Origin of the sequence: Streptomyces spongiae (genome assembly GCF_009377185.1) — a bacterium.
Classification (GTDB): domain Bacteria; phylum Actinomycetota; class Actinomycetes; order Streptomycetales; family Streptomycetaceae; genus Streptomyces; species Streptomyces spongiae.
Genome location: NZ_VJZC01000019.1, coordinates 1 through 19659 on the forward strand (window position 1 = coordinate 1; position 19659 = coordinate 19659).

A 19659-nucleotide genomic window follows, 5' to 3' on the forward strand; every position below is an offset into this window, starting at 1 on the left:
CCGCCACCCCATCCACCGCCGCGCCCCGAGGAACGTGAGCTCCGCCTCCACCTCGCCCGGCAGCGTGCACAGCCGTATCCCGGTCTCCTGCCGCACGGCCCGCAGCACCTCCGGACGGTTCGGCGCACTGCTCACCACGGCTGTGGCGAACGCCAACGGGTCCGCCGCCCCCCACCGTTCGGCCGTCCGGCCCGCCGCCGCGACCGCCTCGCACAGCCGCTGCACGGACTCGTCGGGGATGCGGCCCCCGTGCGCCACGTGCTCGGAGAGTCTCAGCCGCCACTTCGCCGTGTGCACCGGCAGCGGGACACCTCCCTCGGCGTCCGCCACCACGAGCCGGACGGTGTTCGATCCCACATCCACCACGCTGATACGCATGGCTGCGAAGTACCCGACAGCGGTCACGGCACGCGTGTTCTGCGCACGGACACGCAGCACAACAGCGCATACGAGCCACGCACTCCCCGAGCACAGGACGCACGCCCCCGATCAGACGGCGCACACCCCCGATCATGAAGCGCAACCCTTGATGCATATGATGTGCAGGTGCAGGACTACACCATCAAGGAAGCGACACCCGACGACCTCGACACCGCCCGCGCGGTGATGCTCGACACCGTCTACCGGGACTTCGGCACCGGCTACGTGCCCCGGTGGCACGGCGACATCATCGACCTCCACGGCGCGTACGTCGCTCCCGCGCGCCACACCCTGCTGGTCGCCGCCGACGGGCGGGACGGAGAGGTCGTGGCCACCGCCGCACTCGACTCCAGGGGGCCGGCCCATCCGCCCAACCCCCGCCGGGTGGCGGAGCGGTACCCGTCGGGTGAGACCGCACAACTGCGGCGCGTCTACGTACGCCCCGAGCACCGGCGGCGCGGCCTGGCCCGCCGACTGGTCGCCGCCCTGCTGGATTTCGCGGCGGCGGACGGCGGTTACCGCTCCGTCTATCTGCACACCGACCCGGGCGTGACCGGCGCCGAGGCGTTCTGGCGGTCGATGGGCGAGGTGGTGTGCGACGAACGGCAGGAGTCCGGACAGCAGGTCGTGCACTTCGAGATCTCCTCCTTCCGGTCCACCGCGCCGCATCGCGAAGCCGCCCCCCACGGCCTTCCGGCCGAGCTCCTGCGCTCGCTGTGACGACCCTCCCCATGACACCCATCCCCACGAGGACCATGCGCTCCGTCCCCCGGCGCCGGCTGCTGGCCGGCCTGCTACTCACGCCCGTACTGACCAGCTGCTTCGCGTCCGGCGGAGACACGTCCGGAGAGGACTCCGCGGACGGCTCCCGCCTCCGCGTCGCCCTCGCCTTCCCGCCCGCCGAGAACCTCTCCCCGTACGGCGCCGACGCCACCCTCCTCAGCCGGCTCGGTGTCACCGAGGGACTCACCGCGCTGGACGCCAACGGATCGGCGGCCCCCGCGCTCGCCGAGTCGTGGACCCGCGAGAACGACCGGACCTGGCTGTTCACCCTGCGCGAGGCCACCTTCCAGGACGGCACGGCCGTAACCCCGGCCGCCGTCGCCGCAGCCCTCACCCACGCGACCGAGGCGAAGCCCGTGACAGCGGCGCTCTCCGGCGTCGCCCTCAAGGCGGCCAAGGCGGACGGCAACCGGGTGCGCGTCACCACCGAGGACGCCGACCCCGCCCTGCCCCTGCGCCTGTCCAGCCCGGGCCTGGCGGTCCTCTCGCCCAAGGCCTACGGCAAGGAGCGCAACAAGCCCAACCCCGTCGGCACCGCCACCGGCCCCTTCGAGATCACCAAGGTCTCCGGCACCACCTCCGCCACCCTCGACCGGAACGACGACTACTGGGGTGGCCGCGCCCAGGCCTCCGGCGTCGACGCCCGGTTCATATCCGACGGCACGGCCCGCACCAACGCCCTGCGCACCGGCCAGGTCGACATCGCCGAGGCGGTCCCCGTCTCCCAGGCGGCCGCGCTGGAGAAGGGCACCCGCCACGAGACGGCCACCACCCGCACCACCAGCCTCCTCCTCAACACCGACAAGGGCGCCTTCAAGGACCCGGCGCTCCGGTCCGCCGCCCGCGAGGCCGTCGACACCTCCGTGTTCGCGAAGGACGTGTACGAGGGGTACGCCGACCCCGGCGTCGGCGTCTTCGGTCCCGCCGTCACCTGGGCCGCCGACAAGCGCGTCAAGCCCGCCGGGCGTGCCAAGGCCGCCGACGCGGACGGCACTTCGGTGACCGTGGCCACGTACAACAACCGGCCCGAACTGCCCGAGGTCGCCCAGGTGCTCCAACAGCAGCTGGAGAAGGCCGGGTTCAAGGTGAAGCTTGAGGTGCGCGAGTACTCGCGGCTCGAAAGCGACGCCCTGTCAGGGAAGTTCGACGCGTTCGTCGGCGCCCGCAACAGCCTCCTCGACACGGGTGACCCGGTGTCCATCCTCGCGAGCGACTACTCCTGCGACGGCTCCTACAACCTCGCGCTGCTCTGCGACAAGAAGGTCGACAAGGCCGTCACGGAGGCCGAGGCGCTGTCCGACAGCGCCAAGCGGCAGCAGGCGGCGATGGACGCGGAGGCAGCGATCCTCGGCACGGACGCCGTGGTGCCTCTGGTTCACCAGCAGATCATCACCGGCGTCGGCACCTCCGTGCAGGGAGTGATCTTCGACCCGTACGAGCGCACGCTCGTCGGCACGGGGACGCGACGCTGAGCCGGATACTCTGGCGAGCCCTGCTCGCCGCCGCGCTCCTGTGCTGCATCGGCCTGCTGCCGTGGCTGTCACGCACCGACCCGGCGCTCACCGTCCTCAAGGCCCGCTCGGCCGAACGCACCCCGAGCCCTGAGGTACTCGCCGCCGTTCGGGAGCAACTGGGTCTGGACGCGGGCCCGTTGACACTGCTCGGCCGGTGGCTCGCCGGGCTGGCGCGCGGTGACGCGGGACGGTCGTGGATCTCCGGGGACGAGGTGGGCCCCGGAATCCTCCAGGGTCTGGGCATCTCGCTCCTGCTGATGGCCGTCGCGCTCATGGTCGCGGCAGTCACGGCGGCGGCGATCACATCGCGCACCCTGTGGCTGGGCTCGCGCCGCCGTCTCGACGAGCGCGGGGGAGGGGGCGGCGCGTCGGCGGTGCTGGCGGCGCTGCCCGAGTTCCTGACGGCGTCCGTACTGGCCGCCGTGGTCGGTGTGCAACTCGGCTGGCTGCCCGCCCTCGGCTGGTACGGGCCGCAATGGACGGTGCTGCCCGCTCTCGCTCTCGGTCTGCCCGCGGGCGCGTTGCTCGGCCGGATGCTCGACGACATGCTGCCCGGCGCCTTCGCCGAGCCCTGGGCGCTGGCCTCCGCCGCACGCGGTGTACCCGCCCGCTCGATCGCCCGGCAGGCGCTGCGCCGCTGTGTGCCCGGACTCCTGCCGAACATCGGCCTGTTCGTCGTCGGTCTCACCGGCGGTGCGGTCGCCGTGGAGCAGATCTTCGACATCCCCGGACTCGGCCGCACCACGCTCCAGGCCGCGATCGCCCAGGACCTGCCCGTCCTCCAGGCCGGAACGCTGGCCCTGGTCCTGCTGGCCGCGGCCGCCGGAGCCCTCGCCCGGCTCGCGGCCCGCCTCCTCATCGGCCCCGCCCTGCGCGACGGCGCCCTCCAGTCCCTGCACCGGCCCACACCGCCCGCTCCGAGGGCCACCCCACTGCTGTACGGAGCCGTCCTCCTCGGCGGCATCGCGACGGGCCTGACCCGTGACCCGCTGGCCCTGGACACCGGTGCCAAGCTCCAATCCCCTTCCTGGACACACCCGTTCGGCACCGACGCGCTCGGCCGCGACGTCCTCGCCCGCATCGGCCACGGAGCGTTCGGCACGCTCACCCTCGCGGTGGCGATCAGCGCGGCCGCCCTGCTCACCGGTGTTGCCCTCGGTCTGCTGCCCCGGCTGTCGGGTCCGCTCGTGGACACCGTCAACGCCGTACCGCCCGTCCTCGCGGGCCTGTTGACAGCCGGAGTCGCCGGAAGCGGCGCGGCGACACCCGCCCTCGCGGTCGCCGTGGTCGCCTGGGCCCCGCTCGCCGCGCACACCACCGCCCTGCTGGAACAGGAGCGGGCCACCACGCATGTGGCGGCCACGAAGGGACTCGGCGCGGACCGGTGGTATCTGCTCCGCCACGAGTTGCTGCCCGCCGTCCTTCCCCCGGTCACCCGCCACGCCCTGCTCCGCCTGCCCGCCGTGGCCCTCGCCCTCACGGCCCTCGGCTTCCTCGGCATCGGCACCCAGCCGCCCGACCCCGAGTGGGGCCTCCTCCTCGCCGAGAACCAGCCGTACGTCGAGCGCGCCCCCTGGGCGGTCCTCGCGCCCGCGGCCGCCCTCGCCCTTCTCGGTGTCCTGGCCGTCAAGTCGGCGGGCGGAGTACGTCTGCCGCACCGGCTCGCCGCCGTGACGGTACGACAGCAGAAGCACGCCACAGCCGGAGCGACCACCGTCGGGAAACCCGGATGACCGAGCAACTCACGAAGGCCACCGGGCGCCGCCCCCGCACCTGGACGCGGCTGAACCCCCTGCTACGACTGCTGATCCTCACCCAACTCGCCTTCAACGTCGGCTTCTACGCCGTGCTGCCCTTCCTGGCCGAGCACCTCGGCACCGCGATCGGCCTGGCGGGCTGGATGGTCGGCTTCGTCCTAGGTCTGCGTACCTTCAGCCAGCAGGGACTGTTCGTCGTGGGCGGCGCGCTGGCCGACCGGTACGGCGTACGGCCCGTCGTGCTCGCGGGCTGTGTGCTGCGGATCGCCGGGTTCGCGTGGCTCGGGTACGCGGGGGAGTCCTGGGCGGTCATCGGCGCGGTCCTGCTGATCGGCTTCGCAGCCGCGTTGTTCTCCCCGGCCGTCGAGTCCGAGGTGGCCCGGCAGGCGGTGGCCTGGGAGGAGGAGGGCGGCGGCTCCCGGACGAACGTGCTGGCCCTGTTCACGGTGGCGGGCCAGGCCGGGGCCTTCGTCGGGCCCCTCCTCGGCGCACTGCTGCTGGAGGTGGACTTCCGCACGGTGTGCCTCGCGGGCGCCGGGGTCTTCGTCCTCGTCCTCGCCGGACACTTCTGGCTCCTCCCGCAGCACATACCTGGCCGGGTGCGCGTGCGGGCGAAGGGCGGCCTGCGCTCGCTCACCCGCAACGGCCGCTTCCTGGCGCTGTGCTGCGCGTACGGGGCCTATCTGCTGGCATACAACCAGCTGTATCTGATCCTCCCCGACGAGGTGGAGCGCGCGACGGGTTCGCAGGCGCCTCTGTCGTGGCTGTTCGCGCTGTCGTCACTGCTCGTGGTGACCGCCCAGCTGCCGGTCACCCGCTGGGCCGGGAACCGCCTCGACCTGCGGCGCTCCATGGGGGCGGGGCTGCTGCTGATCGCGGCCGGCTTCGCGGTCGTCGCGGTGGCGCGCCCGGCCTCCTGGACGGGGACGGCGGGCCTGCTGCCCGCGGCGGGGTTCGTCGTGCTGCTCACCCTCGGCCAGATGCTGGTCGCACCCGCGGCCCGCGCCTGGGTACCGGACCTGGCGGAGGACGGACGCCTGGGGCTGTACACGGGCGCGATGTCGTCGGTGTCGGGACTGATCGTCCTGGTCGGCAGCTCGGCCACAGGCTCCCTGCTCGACACCACCCTCCCGCCCGCTGTGCCGTGGCTCATCCTCGCCGCGATCCCGGTCGCGTCCGTGGCGCTCCTGCCGCGTCGCGGGTAGCGGGGCCGGTGGCGGTACGCGTCGCCCGCGGCGTGTTCAGGCGGGGGCAGTAAGGGGTGCGTTGTGGTGCCGGGTGCGCGGCCGTGCTTTTAAGGGGCGCGGGGAACTGCGCGACCAGCCACGACGAACCCGCAGTCGGTCGCCGCACCCCAACCCGGCAGACGAAACCCTGTACATTCCTTGACCGGAATATAACCACAGAGGCATACTGAACCCATGCCCGACGGCTCACTCTGGACCGCCCTGGCGGACCCCCACCGGCGCAACATCATCGCGCTGCTGCTGGAGCGCCCCCGCCCCGTCGGCGAGATCGTGGAGGCGTGCGGCCTCAGCCAGCCGAGTACGTCGAAGCACCTCAAGGTGCTCCGGGAGGCGGGCCTCGTCCGCGTACACCAGCAAGCCCAGCGCCGCGTCTACGCCCTCGACTCCGCCCCCATCGCCGAACTAGACGCCTGGCTGGCCCCCTACCGCCAGCTGTGGAACGAGCGCCTCGACGCGCTCGGCCGGCGCCTCGACGCGACATCGGACGCGACCGATAGCGACACACCGAAGGACTGATCCACCATGGCCGCAGAACTCACCGGCACCTACCTCACCCTCGACGACGGCCGCCCCGCCGTCCGCTTCAGCCGTACCTACGACCACCCCGTCGACCGCGTGTGGCAGTTCGTCACCGATCCCGACGAACTCGCCCACTGGTTCCCCTCCCGCGCCGAGATCGAACTGCGCCCCGGCGGCACCGTCACGTTCAGCGGCGACCCCCACATGGAGGACTCCACGGGCACGGTCCTCGCCGTCGACCCGCCCCGCCACCTCTCCTTCAACTGGGGCGGGGACGAACTGCACTTCGATCTGGAGGCGCTGGACGACAAGCGCACCCGCTTCACGCTGACCAACGTCCTGGAGGCCACGAACACGGCCGCACGCAACAGCGCCGGCTGGGAGGCGTGCCTGGCCGCCCTGGACGCGTGGGCCCGCGGCGAGGACATCGGGGGACCGCACGCCGGGGCCACCGCGCCCTGGCAGGAGACCTACCGCGGTTACGTCGACGCCGGGGTGCCGTCCGGTGCCCCCGTTCCAGGGCTGGAGTGACCGCTCACCTCACGTGATCGGTCACGCCATCTGCCGCCGTACCAGCTCATGCAGCCGACCACCCGTGTCCGCGAGCAACTGCGCCGGCGGGCCCTGCTGGGCCACCTTCCCGTCCTCCATCACGATGACGCGGTCGGCGTCCAGCACCGTGGACAGGCGGTGCGCGATGACGACACGGGTGGCGTTGAGGGCCCGCGTGCTCTCGATGACCTTGCGCTGCGTCTCGTTGTCGAGGGCACTGGTCGCCTCGTCGAAGAACAGGATGCGCGGACGCCGGATCAACGCCTGGGCGATCATCAACCGCTGCCGCTGACCGCCCGAGACGGCGCCGCTGCCCTGGACGATGGTGTGCAGCCCCATCGGCATCCGCTTGATGTCCTCGGCGAGCCCCGCCATCTCGGCCGCCGCCATCGCCTCCTCGGGCGTGTACGGCTCGGTGCCGCAGATGACGTCCAGGATCGAGCCGCTGAACGGCTGCGCGTGCTGGAGCACCACTCCGCACTGGCGGCGCACCGCCGACTGGTCCAGGGCCCCGAGGTCCTGGCCGTCGTACAGGACGCTGCCCGAGACCGGCTTGTCGAAGCCGATGAGCAGCCGCAGCAGCGTGGACTTGCCACAGCCGCTCGGGCCGACGATCGCCACGAACTCACCCGGTGAGATCTTGAACGACACGTCGTCCAGGACCAGGGGGCCATCGTCGGCGTACCGGAAGGACAGCCGTCGGGCCTCCATCGCCCCGGACAGCACGCCAGGCCGGGTGCTCGCCGTGCGCACCTCGGGCTCGGCCTCCAGGACCGGCTTGATCTCCTCGAACAACGGCAGCGCGGACACCCCCGACACGAACGCGCCGGTGAGCTGGGTGACCGAGGTCAGCAGCATGGTCACCGAGGTGTTGAAGGTGAGGAAGGAGGCCGCCGACATCGAGCCGCGTGCCGGACCCGCCAGCAGCATGAACATCAGCAGCGTGCACAGCGGCAGGTAGACCGCGCCGAGCACCGTGGTGAGGTTCTTGATGCGGCCCACCCGCTGCTGGAGCTCCCTGCTGCGCGCGAACTCACCCGCCCAGGCCGCGTACGCGTAGTTCTCGGCCGCCGCGACCCGCAGCTTCGGCAGGCCCCGCAGGGTCTGGAACGCCTGGTTGTTGAGCTTGTTGCTGAGGACCACCAGGCGACGCTGCCAGCGGACCTGCCACAGGCCCAGCCCGAGGAACACGGCGGCGATGACGACGAGCATGCCGATCGCCGCAAGAGCCATGGGCACGCTGTACCAGAGCAGCAGCGACAGGTTCATCACGCCGACCGTGACCGACTGGGCGACCACCGGGCCGACGCCCGCGAGCAGCCGGCGGATCGAGCTGATGCCCATCGCGGCACTGGCGAGTTCGCCCGTGGAGCGGGAGGTGAAGAACTTCGTGGGCAGTCTCAGCAGCCGGTCCCAGACGGCCGGTTGCAGCGTGGCCTCGATCCGGCCCTCCAGCCGGAGGATCGTGAGGTTCTGCAGCAGCATGAACGCCGCCGACACCACACTCGCGATGATGATGGCCAGGCAGACCTGCACGATCAGGTTCTCCTGCGCCTTCGGCACGTACTCGCCGAGGACCTTGCCCGTCGCGACCGGCACGAGTGCGCCCAGGGCGACCGTGACCAGCCCGCTGACCAGCAGGTTGCCGAGGTCGCCGCGCGTTCCACCGAGACTGAAGCGCAGGAGGCGCAGAGGGCTCAACATCCGTTCGGGCAACGGGCGGTAGAACATCACCGCACGTTCCTCGAACTCCGCCGCGTTCGCCTTCTCGATCGGCGTCTCCCGGCCGGAGGACGGCTGCACGGCCACGTATCCGCCGCGCCGCCACAGCAGCGCGACCGGCGCGCCCGACAGGGCCCGGTGGCCCACCAGCGGGCCGGTGTTCTCCCGCCACCAGCGCCCGGTGAGGCGTACGGCACGGGTACGGACGCGCGAGGCGACCGCGATGCGCTCGACCGGGTCGATCCGGTCGCTCTCCGTGCCGCTCTGCGCGGGCTCGGAGAGCTTGATGCCCGCCGCGCCGGCGACGAGTTGGCAGGCCGCGTACGTGGCGTCGTCGTCCGCCGACGTAGTGCGCCGCGCCGACGGCTTGCCCATGGAGGCCAGCAGCGTCCGGTCGGCCTGGGCACGCACCGCCTCGCCCGCCTTGATCCCGGCGGCCGTACGGTCCTCGTGGGTGCGCTCCAGCTGCTCGATCCACCGGTCCAGGGTGGCCAGCAGGCGGTACTGCTGGTCGACCATGCCCTGCCAGACCCCGGGGTCCATCAGCAGGTCGGCCGCCGCCTCGGTGCCGTACAGGGAGCCGTACTGGACGCTGCCCGGAGGCACCTGCATCCAGAAGACGTCGTCGTCGGTGAGCGCGGCCGCGTTCTCGGTGGCCATCGGTGCCTGGAAGAGGATCGACAGGCTGCGGCCGACGCCCAGGGCGAGGGCGTACTCCAGCGGGCTGGTCGTGGGCGGTACGTACTGCGGGTTGCCGTACTCGTCGTAGGACCAGCTGGCGGTGTCGGGCTGCTGGTACAGCTCGCGCAGGCCGATACGGCGGACGACGCAGTCGCGCAACGGGCGGGCCACCAGGGTGTGCTGGGGCCCGGGGACCGGGCCGAGCAGCAGGGAGCCAGCCTCCAGGCGGCCCAGATGGTGCCAGTGGCCCTGCTGCACGGCGTCGACCGCGAACAGGTCGAGCGCGCCCGAGGCGACGAGCCAGAGGACCTGGGGGCCCTCCAGGTCGAGGCGGCTCTGGCCGGTGCAGTCGATGTAGGTGCCCATGGCGCCGAGTGCGCCGAGGACGACATCCCCCTCGTGCCCTTCGTGAACGGTCGTCATCTCACCGCTCCCTGACCAGCTGGGCGTACGCGCCGCCGTGCGCCACCAGCTCGTCGTGCCGTCCGCGCTCCACGATCGTCCCGTGGTCGAGGACGACGATCTCGTCGCTGTCGCGGACCGTGCTGAGCCGGTGCGCGATCACCACGCAGGCGCAGCCCCGCTTGCGCAGGTTGTCCATGACGACCAGTTCGGTCTCCGCGTCCAGCGCGCTCGTCACCTCGTCCAGGACCAGGATGCTGGGCCTGCGCACCAGCGCGCGGGCGATCTCCAGGCGCTGGCGCTGGCCACCGGAGAAGTTCCGGCCGTCCTGCTCCACCCGGCTGTGGATGCCGCCCGGCCGGCGCATCACCACGTCGTACAGCGCCGCGTCCTCCAGCGCGGACACGACCGCGTCGTCCGGGATCGACGGGTCCCACAGCGCCACGTTGTCCCGGACCGTGCCCTCGAAGAGGAACACGTCCTGGTCGACGAAGGAGACCGAGGCGGCCAGCGCGCCGCGCGGGATGTCGTCCAGCCGCTGACCGTCGATGCGGATCACACCCTCCCACGGTGTGTAGAGGCCGGAGATCAGCCGGGAGACGGTGGACTTGCCGCTGCCCGAGCCGCCCACCAGCGCCACCTGCTGTCCCGGGCCCACCGTCAGGTCGAAGCCGGTCAGCAGCGGCTTGTCGAGCGGGCTGTAGCCGAACGAGATGTTCTGCAGCTCGACGTGCCCGTGCAGCCGGCGCGTGGACTGGGCCCCCTCCCGGCGGGCGTACAGCGGGTCCGCCTGGAAGTTCTCCACGTCCTTCAGGCGGGCCACGTCGGCCGCGAAGTCCTGGATGCGGCCCGCGACGCCGTTCAGCCGGGTGATCGGCGCGGTGAAGCGGGTCACCAGCGCCTGGAACGCGACCAGCAGACCGACCGAGATATGGCCCTCGACCGCCCGCATGCCGCCGATCCACAGGATGAGCGCGCTGTTCAGCGTGGCCAGCGTCGGCGCGACCACACCCAGCCAGGCGCTCGGCACCCCGAGGCGCTGCTGCTCCTCCAGGGTGGTGGCGTGCTGACCGGCCCACTTGCGGAAGTAGCCGTCCTCGCCGCCGGTGGCCTTCATCGTCTCGATCAACTGCAGGCCGGTGTACGAGGTGTTGGTGAGCCGTGCGCTGTCGGCGCGCAGTTTCGCCGTACGGGTCGCGCGCAGCTTGACGACCACCCGCATCGCCACCACGTTGAGCAGGGCCACGCCGATGCCGACGAAGGTGAGCTGCGGGTCGTAGGTGTAGAGCAGCACCGCGTAGAGCACGACCACGACCGCGTCCACGCCCGCCGCCGCGAGGTCACGGGCCAGGGTCTCGGCCACCGCGTCGTTCGACTGGAGTCGCTGTACGAGGTCGGCGGGGCTGCGCTGGGAGAAGAAGGTGACCGGCAGGCGCAGCAGATGGCGCAGGAAGCGGGCGCTGGAGAGTGTCGAGGAGATGATGCGGCCGCGCAGCAGGTTGGTCTGCTGGAGCCAGGTCAGCACGACGGTCAGCGCCACCGTCGTGCCCATCGAAGCGAACAGCACTCCCAGGAGCGAGGTCTGGCCGCCGATCAGGAACATGTCGATGTACGTACGGCTCAGCGCGGGCACGGCCGCGCCCACCGCCACCAGCAGCAGGCTCGCCAGTACGGCGGCGGGCATGGTGCCCGAGGTGCCGCGCAGCCGGGCCGGCATGGCGCCGAGCACGCCCGGCCTGCGCCCGCCGCGCGCGAAGTCCTCGCCGGGCTCCATGACGAGGACGACCCCGGTGAAGCTGGCGTCGAAGTCCTCCATGGGCACGAACCGGCGGCCCTTGCCGGGGTCGTTGATGTGCACGCCACGGCGGCCGAAGCGGCGCCCCATGCCGTCGTAGACGACGTAGTGGTTGAACTCCCAGAACAGGATGGCCGGCGCCTTGACCTCGGCGAGCGCGGCCAGGTCCATCTGCATGCCCTTGGCGGTCAGCCCGTAACTCCGGGCCGCCTTGAGGAGGTTGCTCGCACGCGAGCCGTCGCGGGAGACACCGCAGGCGATGCGCAGTTCCTCCAGTGGGATGTGACGTCCGTAGTACCCGAGCACCATGGCGAGGGACGCGGCACCGCACTCCACGGCCTCCATCTGGAGGACGGTCGGGGTCCGGACGGTCTTCTGCTTCCGCTTGGGCCTGGGCGCGGGGCGCTTCGGCGCCGCCTTGCGCCGGCCGCGCACGGGTGGTGGAGCGGTCTCCTGGGACGCGCCGGACGCACTCACGGCAGCAGCCAATCGATCGGACGCTGATCGGCCATGCGGATCGCACCTGTGGCCATGGTCATGGAGGTGAGCTTGTACGGCGGCCCGTCCTGCGAGGACCACTTGTAGCCGGACTTGGTGGCGGCCCTGCGGTCCAGCCGCACCAGCACGGCCACGGGACGGCCCCTCTTCGTGAACTGCTCGCCCAACTGGCTGTCGCCGAGGAACGCGGTGATCGACTGCGGGGTCTGGGCGGCCCGGTCCACGGACTTCACATGGCCGCGCAGCACGCCGTACTCCTGGGTCGGCACCGACTGCACGGTGAGGTCCACCGAGGCGTCCTCGGGGATCGTGGCGGCGTTCTCGGCGGGCACGTACACGGTCGCGTACAGCGGGTCGTCGGCCTTGGCGACCTTCTCGACGGCCGCGACGTCGGCGCCGGGGGAGATGATCTGGCCCATCTGGGCGGCGAGCGCGGTGATCCGGCCCGCGGCGACGGTGCGTACGACCGTCTCGCCCTGCTCGGTACGGACCTTGAGGACGGGGGCCTTCGCGGGGAGCCGCTGGCCCTGCTGGGCGAGTACGGCGGTGACCTGTCCGGCGACGGGGCTCTGGAGGACGTAACTGCCCTGCCCGTGCGTCAGGATGGCGGGCGCGCTGACGGTGGACGCCACCGAACCGGTCGCGGCCCACACGGACGCGGCGGCCATCACGACCACCGTCACCGACAGCACCAGCCAGCCCTGGGGGCGGGCGAAGCGCACCGGGAGATCGAGTTCCTCGGGCGACTGCAGCTTGGCGAGGGCCTGTTGGCGGAACTGCACGGGACTTCCCTCACCTGCTCGGAAGGAGTGCGAAGCGCCCGCGCGCGAAGGAGGGGACGTTACCGGGTCCCGTGCGGCGGGCGGGTTTTACGGCAACCGAGAGCCCCGGAACCGGGAGACGGTTCCGGGACTCAGGGTCGATGAGGTGCGGCTCAGAGACCGGCGACCAGGCCCGTGACCGGGGCCGTGTTCAGGCCGGTGGTGCCCTCGACGGTGCCGACAACCGTGTCCACGGTGGAGGACAGCGGCACAACGCCGTCCAGCGCGCCGGTGAGGGTGTTGACCGCGTTCACGGACAGACCGCCGGAGACGTTGTCGAGGTCGGCGTCCGAGATCTCGACGGTCTCAACCTGGGGGGTGGAGTTCATGTTGGAACTTCCCTTCGTATGGATATTCATAAGGGGGAGAGCGGCCCCCTTCTGGAACAGACGGTCGGCCGCCCCGCAGGCTTCGTCCGCCGGTTCCCCGGGGAACCTTCGGGCGCCTCCCGCGGTGCGATGGATCAAAGCACGCCCGCGCTCCGCGCTTCCAATCAACGACACGTCTCACCAGGCAACTTGAGACCGCGATGGGTGCAACGGTGCAGAACCGCACACGACTGGGTGGCGACTTCTTCACACAGGGCGCGGCATCGTCGCATCCCCGTCGTTGCCACCCGCACAACGAAGGGGACACTCCGGTCGCAATGACGCGGCACGCTCTCGGGAGCTGTGCGGATTCGTCGTGTGCCGTGCCTTGGTTGCGCAATCGGTGTGGAGATTCGCTGAAGCCAGGATTCGGCACCGTGTCGTGAACGGATCGCTACTGATCGGTAGCGGATCGTGTGGGGTGCGCCTGGAGTGCGCTCAAGGTGCTGTCGTGACCGGAGTGAGGCGTTCCTGCGGCGTGCCCGCATCTGTCGTCGCGTTCGCTTCCGCGACGGGGTGCCGCGAGTTGGTGGGCTCCGGGGTGGCCGTCATGGGGGAGTGGGCGAAGCGCGTCGCGCCCTCGGTCGCCCCGCGTCGGCGGCCGGTGATGCCGGGTCCGACGGGATGCAACCCCGCAGGACCGTCCGCCGTCACACCGTCAGACGTTCACTCAACTCCCGTGCGGAAAGCCAGTGTTCAAGGGGGCATGGGGCGACGTTGTCGGAAATGATCTTCTCTGTCCTGACACGATTCAGCGTTCTCAACTGATTCTTACGTCCGTTGAACACCCCACCCGACACGTGCGTATCAACAGGCATCCAGGCGCCCCAGTCACTGTCGGACGGGTGGCCCTGGCCCCCGTCCCCAGGAGGTTCAGAGTTGAGTCACAAACGCACACCCAAGCGCAAGGCTGTCATCGCGGCAGGAAGCGTGGTGGCGCTCGGAGCGGCGGCACTTATCATCCCCAACGCCATGGCGGGGCAGTCGGACGACAACACCAAGGCTGCCGCCCCCAAGACGTTCACGGCGGCCGACGTCCCGGACGTGGCCGGTCAGCTCGAAGAACTGCTCGGTGACGCGTTCGCGGGCTCCTACTACGACGGCGACCAGCAGCAGATCATCATCAACGTGGTCGGCGACAACAGCCAGGTGATCCAGCAGATCGAGTCCGCGGGCGCCGTTCCGAACGAGGTCGAGAACAGCACCGAGGCGATCAAGGCCGCCGAGGCGACGCTGAAGGCGGACGCGTCGATCCCGGGCACCGCCTGGGCCGTCGACCCGAAGACCAACGAGATCCGTGTCACCGCCGACTCCACCGTCACCGGCGCCACGTGGGACAAGGTGCAGTCGACGGTCAAGTCGCTCGGCGACGGCGTCGCGACCGTCAAGAAGTCCGCGGGCACCTTCAAGACGTTCGCCGAGGGCGGCGACGCCATCTTCGGCGGCGGTGCACGCTGCTCGCTCGGCTTCAACGTCACCAACGCCGAGGGCAACCCGGCGTTCCTGACCGCGGGTCACTGCGGTGTCGCGGCCGCCGAGTGGTCGGAGGAGGAGAACGGCGCGCCGATCGGCACCGTCGACGCGCAGACGGCCACCTTCCCCGGTGAGGGCGACTTCGCGCTGGTCAACTACGACGACCCGGCCACCGAGGCGGCCAGCACCGTGGACACCGGCGACGGCAACCAGGTGGAGATAACCGAGGTCGGCGAGGCCACGGTCGGCCAGCCGGTCATCCGTATGGGCTCCACCACCGGCCTCAACGACGGCGAGGTCACGGGCCTCAACGCCACGGTCAACTACCCGGAGGGCACGGTCACCGGGCTCATCCAGACCAACGTCTGCGCCGAGCCGGGCGACAGCGGCGGCTCCCTGTTCACCGAGGACGGCGCCGCCATCGGTCTGACCTCCGGCGGCAGCGGCGACTGCACCGCCGGCGGCGAGACGTTCTTCCAGCCCGTCAGCACCGCCCTGGAGGCGACCGGCGCGACCCTCGGTGAGGGCGGCGCGGCCGGCGGCGGCGAGGCCGGTGCCGGTGAGGAAGCGGGCGCCGGTGAGGAAGCGGGCGCCGGTGGCGCTGCCGGTGCCGGCGAAGAGGCCGGTGCGGGCGAGGAAGCCGGTGCGGGTGGAGAGGCCGGTGCCGGCGAGGAAGCCGGCGCGGGTGGAGAGGCCGGTGCCGGTGAGGAAGCCGGTGCGGGCGAAGAGGCCGGAGCCGGTGAGGAAGCCGGTGCCGGTCAGGAAGTGGAAGTCGAGGACGGCGGCGGCATCAGCGTCACCAACCCCTGATCCACCTCCCGGCCCCATGAGCCGCTGACCCGGCCGTATCCAGCGGTTCCGGACCGGGCAGCGCAACGGTCCGGCCCTCCGGCGGGAGGGCCGGACCGTTCTGCGCCTCCGGGCACATGGGCACTGAGCACTGATGCCCGCCCCGGAACTGTCACAAGGGCTGCGCGGCCGTCCGGGAAGCGCTGTAATTGCGGACGTGGTGAGTGAGGACACGGTGAGGCGCGGATCGAGAACGTCGCGCGCCGAACTCGCTCTCCAAGCCCCGAGCAGGGGCGACCCCCACCGACGGCTGCGCTCCGTCCTCGAACTGGCGCTCGCCTATACGAGCGCGACCGCCGCCGCCGTGTACACCCCGGACGACGACGGCGACCTGCTGCGCCTGGTCGAGTCGGTCGGCGTGTCCCGAAAGCTGTACGGGCTGCGCGACAGCTACCCCGCATCCGGTACGTCCCCGGTGGCCGAGGCATGCCGTGCGCGGCGAGCCCTGTGGCTGCCGTTCGCCGAGCTCGCGCGGGACGCCGACGTACGGCGCTCACAGGCCGGGGACTTCTCGCTCGGGGTGCTGCCGCTGAGGGACGGCGGCTGTCTGCTCGCCGTCAGCGAGAGCGCGGACGGCTTCGACACAGAGGACCGGGAGTGCCTCGCTCCGCTCGCCGAGGCGGCCTCGGGCGCCACCGCCGGACCGCGTCCCGCACCGGGCGCCTCGTTCCGCCTCGACATGGGCACCGGGCGCGTCGATGTCGACGACGACGTACCGGTGCTGTTCGGGCTGCTGCCCGAGGACTTCGACGGCCGGGTCGAGACCCTGCTGGCCAGGGCCGTGCCGGAGGACCTGCCCTCCCTGATGTCCATGGTCGAGTCGGACCCGGTGTCCCTCGGCGAACGTGAACTGGAGTTCCGTGTCCTGCAGCCGTCGGGCGAGCCCACGTGGCTGCGGCTGCGCGCCCGGCTGCTGCCCGCGACCGAGGACCACGCGGCCCGCCTCGTGGGCACTCTCGCCGACGCCGCGACCTTGCGTTCCCGAGTCACCGACGTGGCCCGCGTCCAGCGCCTGGCCTCCGCACTCGCCACCGCGGGCACCGTCCGTGACGTCAGCAAGGCCGTGGTCGCCGCCCTCCGCAAACCGCTCCAGGCCGACCGGATAGCCCTGGCCGAACTGGAGGGCGACCGCCTCGTCGTCACCGTCCTCGACCCGCCCGACCCCGAGGCATGGCCCGAGCTGTGGCGCCTGGAGTGGCGCTCCGAGTGGCCCGACGCGCCCGTACGCGCCATGCCGACCCTCGCCGCGGCCCTCCGCGAGGGACGCGCCGCGATCTGGCCCGCCGGGACCGCCCTGGAACCCGCGCTCGCCGACGTCGGCCCCGGCGGCCTCGCCGTCCTCCCGCTGCCCGCCGGCGGCCGGATGGCCGGGGCCTGCCTCATCGGCTGGGACAGCCCGCACGACTTCGACCCCGACGAGCGCGCCCTGCTGACCGCCTCCGCGGGCCTCGCCGGGCAGGCCCTGATGCGCGCCCACGCCCTAGACGCCGAGCACGAACTGGTCGGCATGCTCCAGCGGAGCCTGCTCCCCCGAAGGCTGCCCCGGTTGCCCGGCGCGGTGGCCGTCGCCCGCTACCTGCCCACCACGGCGGGCCTGGAGGTCGGCGGCGACTGGTACGACGTGATACCGCTGCCCGACCACCACGTCGCCCTCGTCATCGGCGACGTCCAGGGCCACAACGCCAAAGCCGCCACCCTCATGGGCCAGATGCGCACCGCCCTGCGCGCCTACGCCGTGGAGGGACACCCGCCGGACGTCGTCGTCTCCCACGCCAACCGGCTCCTGATGGGCATGGAGACCGACCTCTTCACCACCTGCTGCTACGTGGACATCGACATGGAGGAGGGCTCCGCCTGGTGCGTCCGCGCCGGACACCTGCCCCCGGTCCTGCGCCACCCGGACGGCACCACCGAGATCGTCGAGTCCGAAGGCGGCCCGCCCCTCGGCGTCCTCACCCAGGCCGACTTCCCCCTGACCCCGCTGAGCCTGCCGCCCGGCACCGTGCTCGCCCTGACCACGGACGGCCTCGTCGAGTCGGCCGACACCGACATGGAGGACGGACTCGACCGGCTGGCCGAGGACCTGGCCGCCGCCGACCCCGACAACCTCGGCCTCATGGCCGACGCGCTGCTCGGCGGCGCCAACCGCGACGACGACGTGGCGCTGCTCCTCATACGCTACGACGGCATGGACCTGCGCCCCCTGCGGGAGAGCTGGACCGTGTGGCGGCTCCCCCAGGCGGTCGGGCACGCCCGCCGCTTCACCCGGCGCACCCTGCGCGCGTGGGGCGTGCGCTTCGAGGTGGACGCCATCCTCCTCGCCGTCTCCGAACTCGTCACCAACGCGCTCGTGCACACCGACGGCCAAGTCCGGCTCGACCTCACACTCGTCGACGACCGCCTGCGCATCGCGGTCGCCGATGCCTCCCCGCGCACCCCGGTCAGACCGACCAGCATGGCCTGGGAGGCGACCGGCGGCCGAGGCATCCTGCTCGTCGAGGCCATGTCGTCGGCCTGGGGGACCGTACCGGCGGGCGGCGGCAAGCAGGTGTGGGCCGAGATCCCCATCGGTGAAACCCCGCGCCCCGGGTGACATCCTGGAGGCGTGCGTCTGCTCCTGATGGCCGACACCCACCTCCCCAAGCGGGCCAAGGCCCTGCCCGCGCCGCTCCTCGACGAACTCCCGTACGCCGACGTGGTCGTCCACGCCGGCGACTGGGTGGACACCGCCACACTCGACCTGCTGGAGAGCCATGCCTGCCGTCTGATCGGCGTGTACGGCAACAACGACGGCCCGCCCCTGCGCGCCCGGCTCCCCGAGGTGGCGTACGCCGACCTGGACGGTCTGCGCCTCGGCGTCATCCACGAGACGGGCCCCGCCCAGGGCCGCGAACGCCGCTGCGCCGAGCGCTTCCCCGACCTCGACGTCCTCGTCTTCGGTCACAGCCACATCCCGTGGGACACCACCACGGACACCGGTCTGCGCCTGCTCAACCCGGGCTCACCGACCGACCGCCGCCGTCAGCCCCACTGCACCTACATGACGGCCGCGGTGACGGACGGCCGGCTCGAGGACGTACGACTGCACGCTTTGCCGCCCCGGACCTGACCGCTCACGCCTGCCGTGGGTTCGGCTTGAGCACGGCGAAGACCGCGCCCGAGGTGTCCGCCAGCCATGCGATCCTGCCGACGTCCGGCACGTCGTCCGCGGGCATCAGCACCGAGCCACCGTTCTCCTGCGTCTTCCGTACGATGTCGTCGGCGTCCGCCACGGCGAAGTACGGAACCCAGCTCGCCCCGTGGCCGCCCTCCTGGAGCGGGACCACCCCTCCGAAGGACGTGTCCTGCTGGTCGCCCTCCTTGAGGCTGAGCACCCGGTACGTCATCCCGGGCGCCCGCATCTCCTCCGAGCGCCAGCCGAAGAGGCCGCGGTAGAAGTCGATCCCGGCCACCGGGTCGGACACGTGGAGCTCCACCCACAGCAGGGCGTTGTCCTCGGACGTCTTCTCCAGTCCGCCCGCCGTCCTGCCCGGCTGCAACACCGCGAACCGGGCCCCCTGCTGGTCGGTGAGCTGGGCCATCCACCCCTCTCCCATGACGTCCGTGGGCGCCACCCGCACCGTACCGCCGCCCTGCTCGACGGCCCCGGCCGTGGCCCGGGCGTCATCGGTCCGGAAGTACACCGTCCAGGCGGGGCTCGCACCCTCCTCGGTGAGCGGGCCCAGGGCGGCGACGGTGCTGCCGTCCTTCTGGAAGAACCCGTACCCGCCGGCCTCGGGGCCGGCGGAGACGAACTGCCAGCCGAAGACGCCACCGTAGAAGGCGGTCGCCTCCTTGGTGTCCGGGCTGCCGAGGTCGATCCAGCAGGGTGATCCATGGGTGAAGTCTGTGCCGAGCACGCGCGCCTCCTGGGGCTTGGTGGGACCACCGCTCCGCAGCCCCGTACGAACCCCGCAACGATGCCCGCGCCCACCTGTTCCCTCCCGGCGCACGACGCGACGGGCCGCCGGAATCACACTCCGGGGTGACGCTCCTCATCCAGGTGAATCAGCGGCCGCGCACCCTAGGGCCCTTCTGATGGATCTCCGCGGCGTCACGACGCCCGGCACGCACCCTCGCCGCACGGCGCGAAGGGACAGGTGGCTCCGCCACATGACCCTTCACACCGCACTCCCCCAGCCTTCGGCCGGGGGGACCCCCAGCGCACGCACCGGACGCCGCTCCTTCCTCCACGGAGATCCATCAGAAGGGCCCTAGC

The 19659-nt window shown here is 71.9% G+C and carries 15 protein-coding genes; 9 read left to right on the forward strand and 6 right to left on the reverse strand.

The window, feature by feature from the left end; all coding sequences use genetic code 11:
• Nucleotides 1-378 (reverse strand): Ppx/GppA phosphatase family protein (locus FNH08_RS05125; protein WP_456114945.1); only part of this gene is annotated, 378 nt, incomplete at its 3' end.
• Nucleotides 379-546: 168 nt separating this feature from the next.
• Here FNH08_RS05125 and FNH08_RS05130 point away from each other — a divergent pair.
• From FNH08_RS05130 to FNH08_RS05155, 6 genes are all read left to right on the forward strand, one after another.
• Complete coding sequence (locus FNH08_RS05130; RefSeq protein ID WP_322723724.1) at nt 547-1140, forward strand: GNAT family N-acetyltransferase; 594 nt, start codon at nt 547-549, stop codon at nt 1138-1140.
• A gap of 35 nt (nt 1141-1175) precedes the next feature.
• Nucleotides 1176-2675, forward strand: a complete 1500-nt coding sequence (locus FNH08_RS05135; protein ID WP_152770066.1) for an ABC transporter substrate-binding protein — start codon at nt 1176-1178, stop codon at nt 2673-2675.
• A gap of 299 nt (nt 2676-2974) precedes the next feature.
• Nucleotides 2975-4450, forward strand: a complete 1476-nt coding sequence (locus tag FNH08_RS05140) for an ABC transporter permease subunit (RefSeq protein WP_228033914.1) — start codon at nt 2975-2977, stop codon at nt 4448-4450.
• Nucleotides 4447-5679: an MDR family MFS transporter gene (locus FNH08_RS05145; protein ID WP_152770042.1), complete on the forward strand. Its 1233-nt coding sequence runs from the start codon at nt 4447-4449 to the stop codon at nt 5677-5679. The genes FNH08_RS05140 and FNH08_RS05145 overlap by 4 nt, the downstream gene beginning before the upstream one ends.
• Nucleotides 5680-5895: 216 nt before the next feature.
• Nucleotides 5896-6237: an ArsR/SmtB family transcription factor gene (locus tag FNH08_RS05150; protein ID WP_152770043.1), complete on the forward strand. Its 342-nt coding sequence runs from the start codon at nt 5896-5898 to the stop codon at nt 6235-6237.
• Between the two features lie 6 nt (nt 6238-6243).
• Nucleotides 6244-6771, forward strand: coding sequence for an SRPBCC family protein (locus FNH08_RS05155; RefSeq protein ID WP_152770044.1), 528 nt, complete (start codon nt 6244-6246; stop codon nt 6769-6771).
• Between the two features lie 21 nt (nt 6772-6792).
• Here the strand turns inward: FNH08_RS05155 and FNH08_RS05160 are convergent, their stop codons facing one another.
• The 4 genes from FNH08_RS05160 to FNH08_RS05175 form a co-directional block, all read right to left on the reverse strand.
• Nucleotides 6793-9618, reverse strand: coding sequence for an NHLP bacteriocin export ABC transporter permease/ATPase subunit (locus tag FNH08_RS05160; RefSeq protein WP_152770045.1), 2826 nt, complete (start codon nt 9616-9618; stop codon nt 6793-6795).
• Between the two features lies 1 nt (nt 9619).
• Complete coding sequence (locus tag FNH08_RS05165; RefSeq protein ID WP_322723748.1) at nt 9620-11827, reverse strand: NHLP family bacteriocin export ABC transporter peptidase/permease/ATPase subunit; 2208 nt, start codon at nt 11825-11827, stop codon at nt 9620-9622.
• Between the two features lie 38 nt (nt 11828-11865).
• The gene (locus tag FNH08_RS05170; protein ID WP_322723725.1) at nt 11866-12672 is read right to left on the reverse strand and encodes an HlyD family efflux transporter periplasmic adaptor subunit; all 807 of its coding nucleotides are present in this window, start codon (nt 12670-12672) and stop codon (nt 11866-11868) included.
• A 152-nt stretch (nt 12673-12824) separates the two neighbouring features.
• Nucleotides 12825-13040, reverse strand: a complete 216-nt coding sequence (locus FNH08_RS05175) for a type A2 lantipeptide (protein ID WP_152770047.1) — start codon at nt 13038-13040, stop codon at nt 12825-12827.
• Nucleotides 13041-13958: 918 nt separating this feature from the next.
• Here FNH08_RS05175 and FNH08_RS05180 point away from each other — a divergent pair.
• From FNH08_RS05180 to FNH08_RS05190, 3 genes are all read left to right on the forward strand, one after another.
• Nucleotides 13959-15362 carry a S1 family peptidase gene (locus tag FNH08_RS05180; protein ID WP_194238384.1) on the forward strand — a complete coding sequence of 468 codons (1404 nt, stop codon included), beginning with the start codon at nt 13959-13961 and terminating at the stop codon, nt 15360-15362.
• Between the two features lie 196 nt (nt 15363-15558).
• A complete protein-coding gene (locus FNH08_RS05185; RefSeq protein ID WP_322723727.1) occupies nt 15559-17994 on the forward strand; it encodes a SpoIIE family protein phosphatase in 2436 nt (811 codons plus the stop codon).
• Between the two features lie 12 nt (nt 17995-18006).
• A complete protein-coding gene (locus tag FNH08_RS05190; RefSeq protein ID WP_322723728.1) occupies nt 18007-18510 on the forward strand; it encodes a metallophosphoesterase family protein in 504 nt (167 codons plus the stop codon).
• 4 nt (nt 18511-18514) lie between these two features.
• On the opposite strand, the gene FNH08_RS05195 is transcribed toward FNH08_RS05190, so the two are convergent.
• Nucleotides 18515-19300, reverse strand: coding sequence for a VOC family protein (locus FNH08_RS05195; RefSeq protein ID WP_322723729.1), 786 nt, complete (start codon nt 19298-19300; stop codon nt 18515-18517).
• Between the last annotated feature and the right edge of the window lie 359 nt (nt 19301-19659).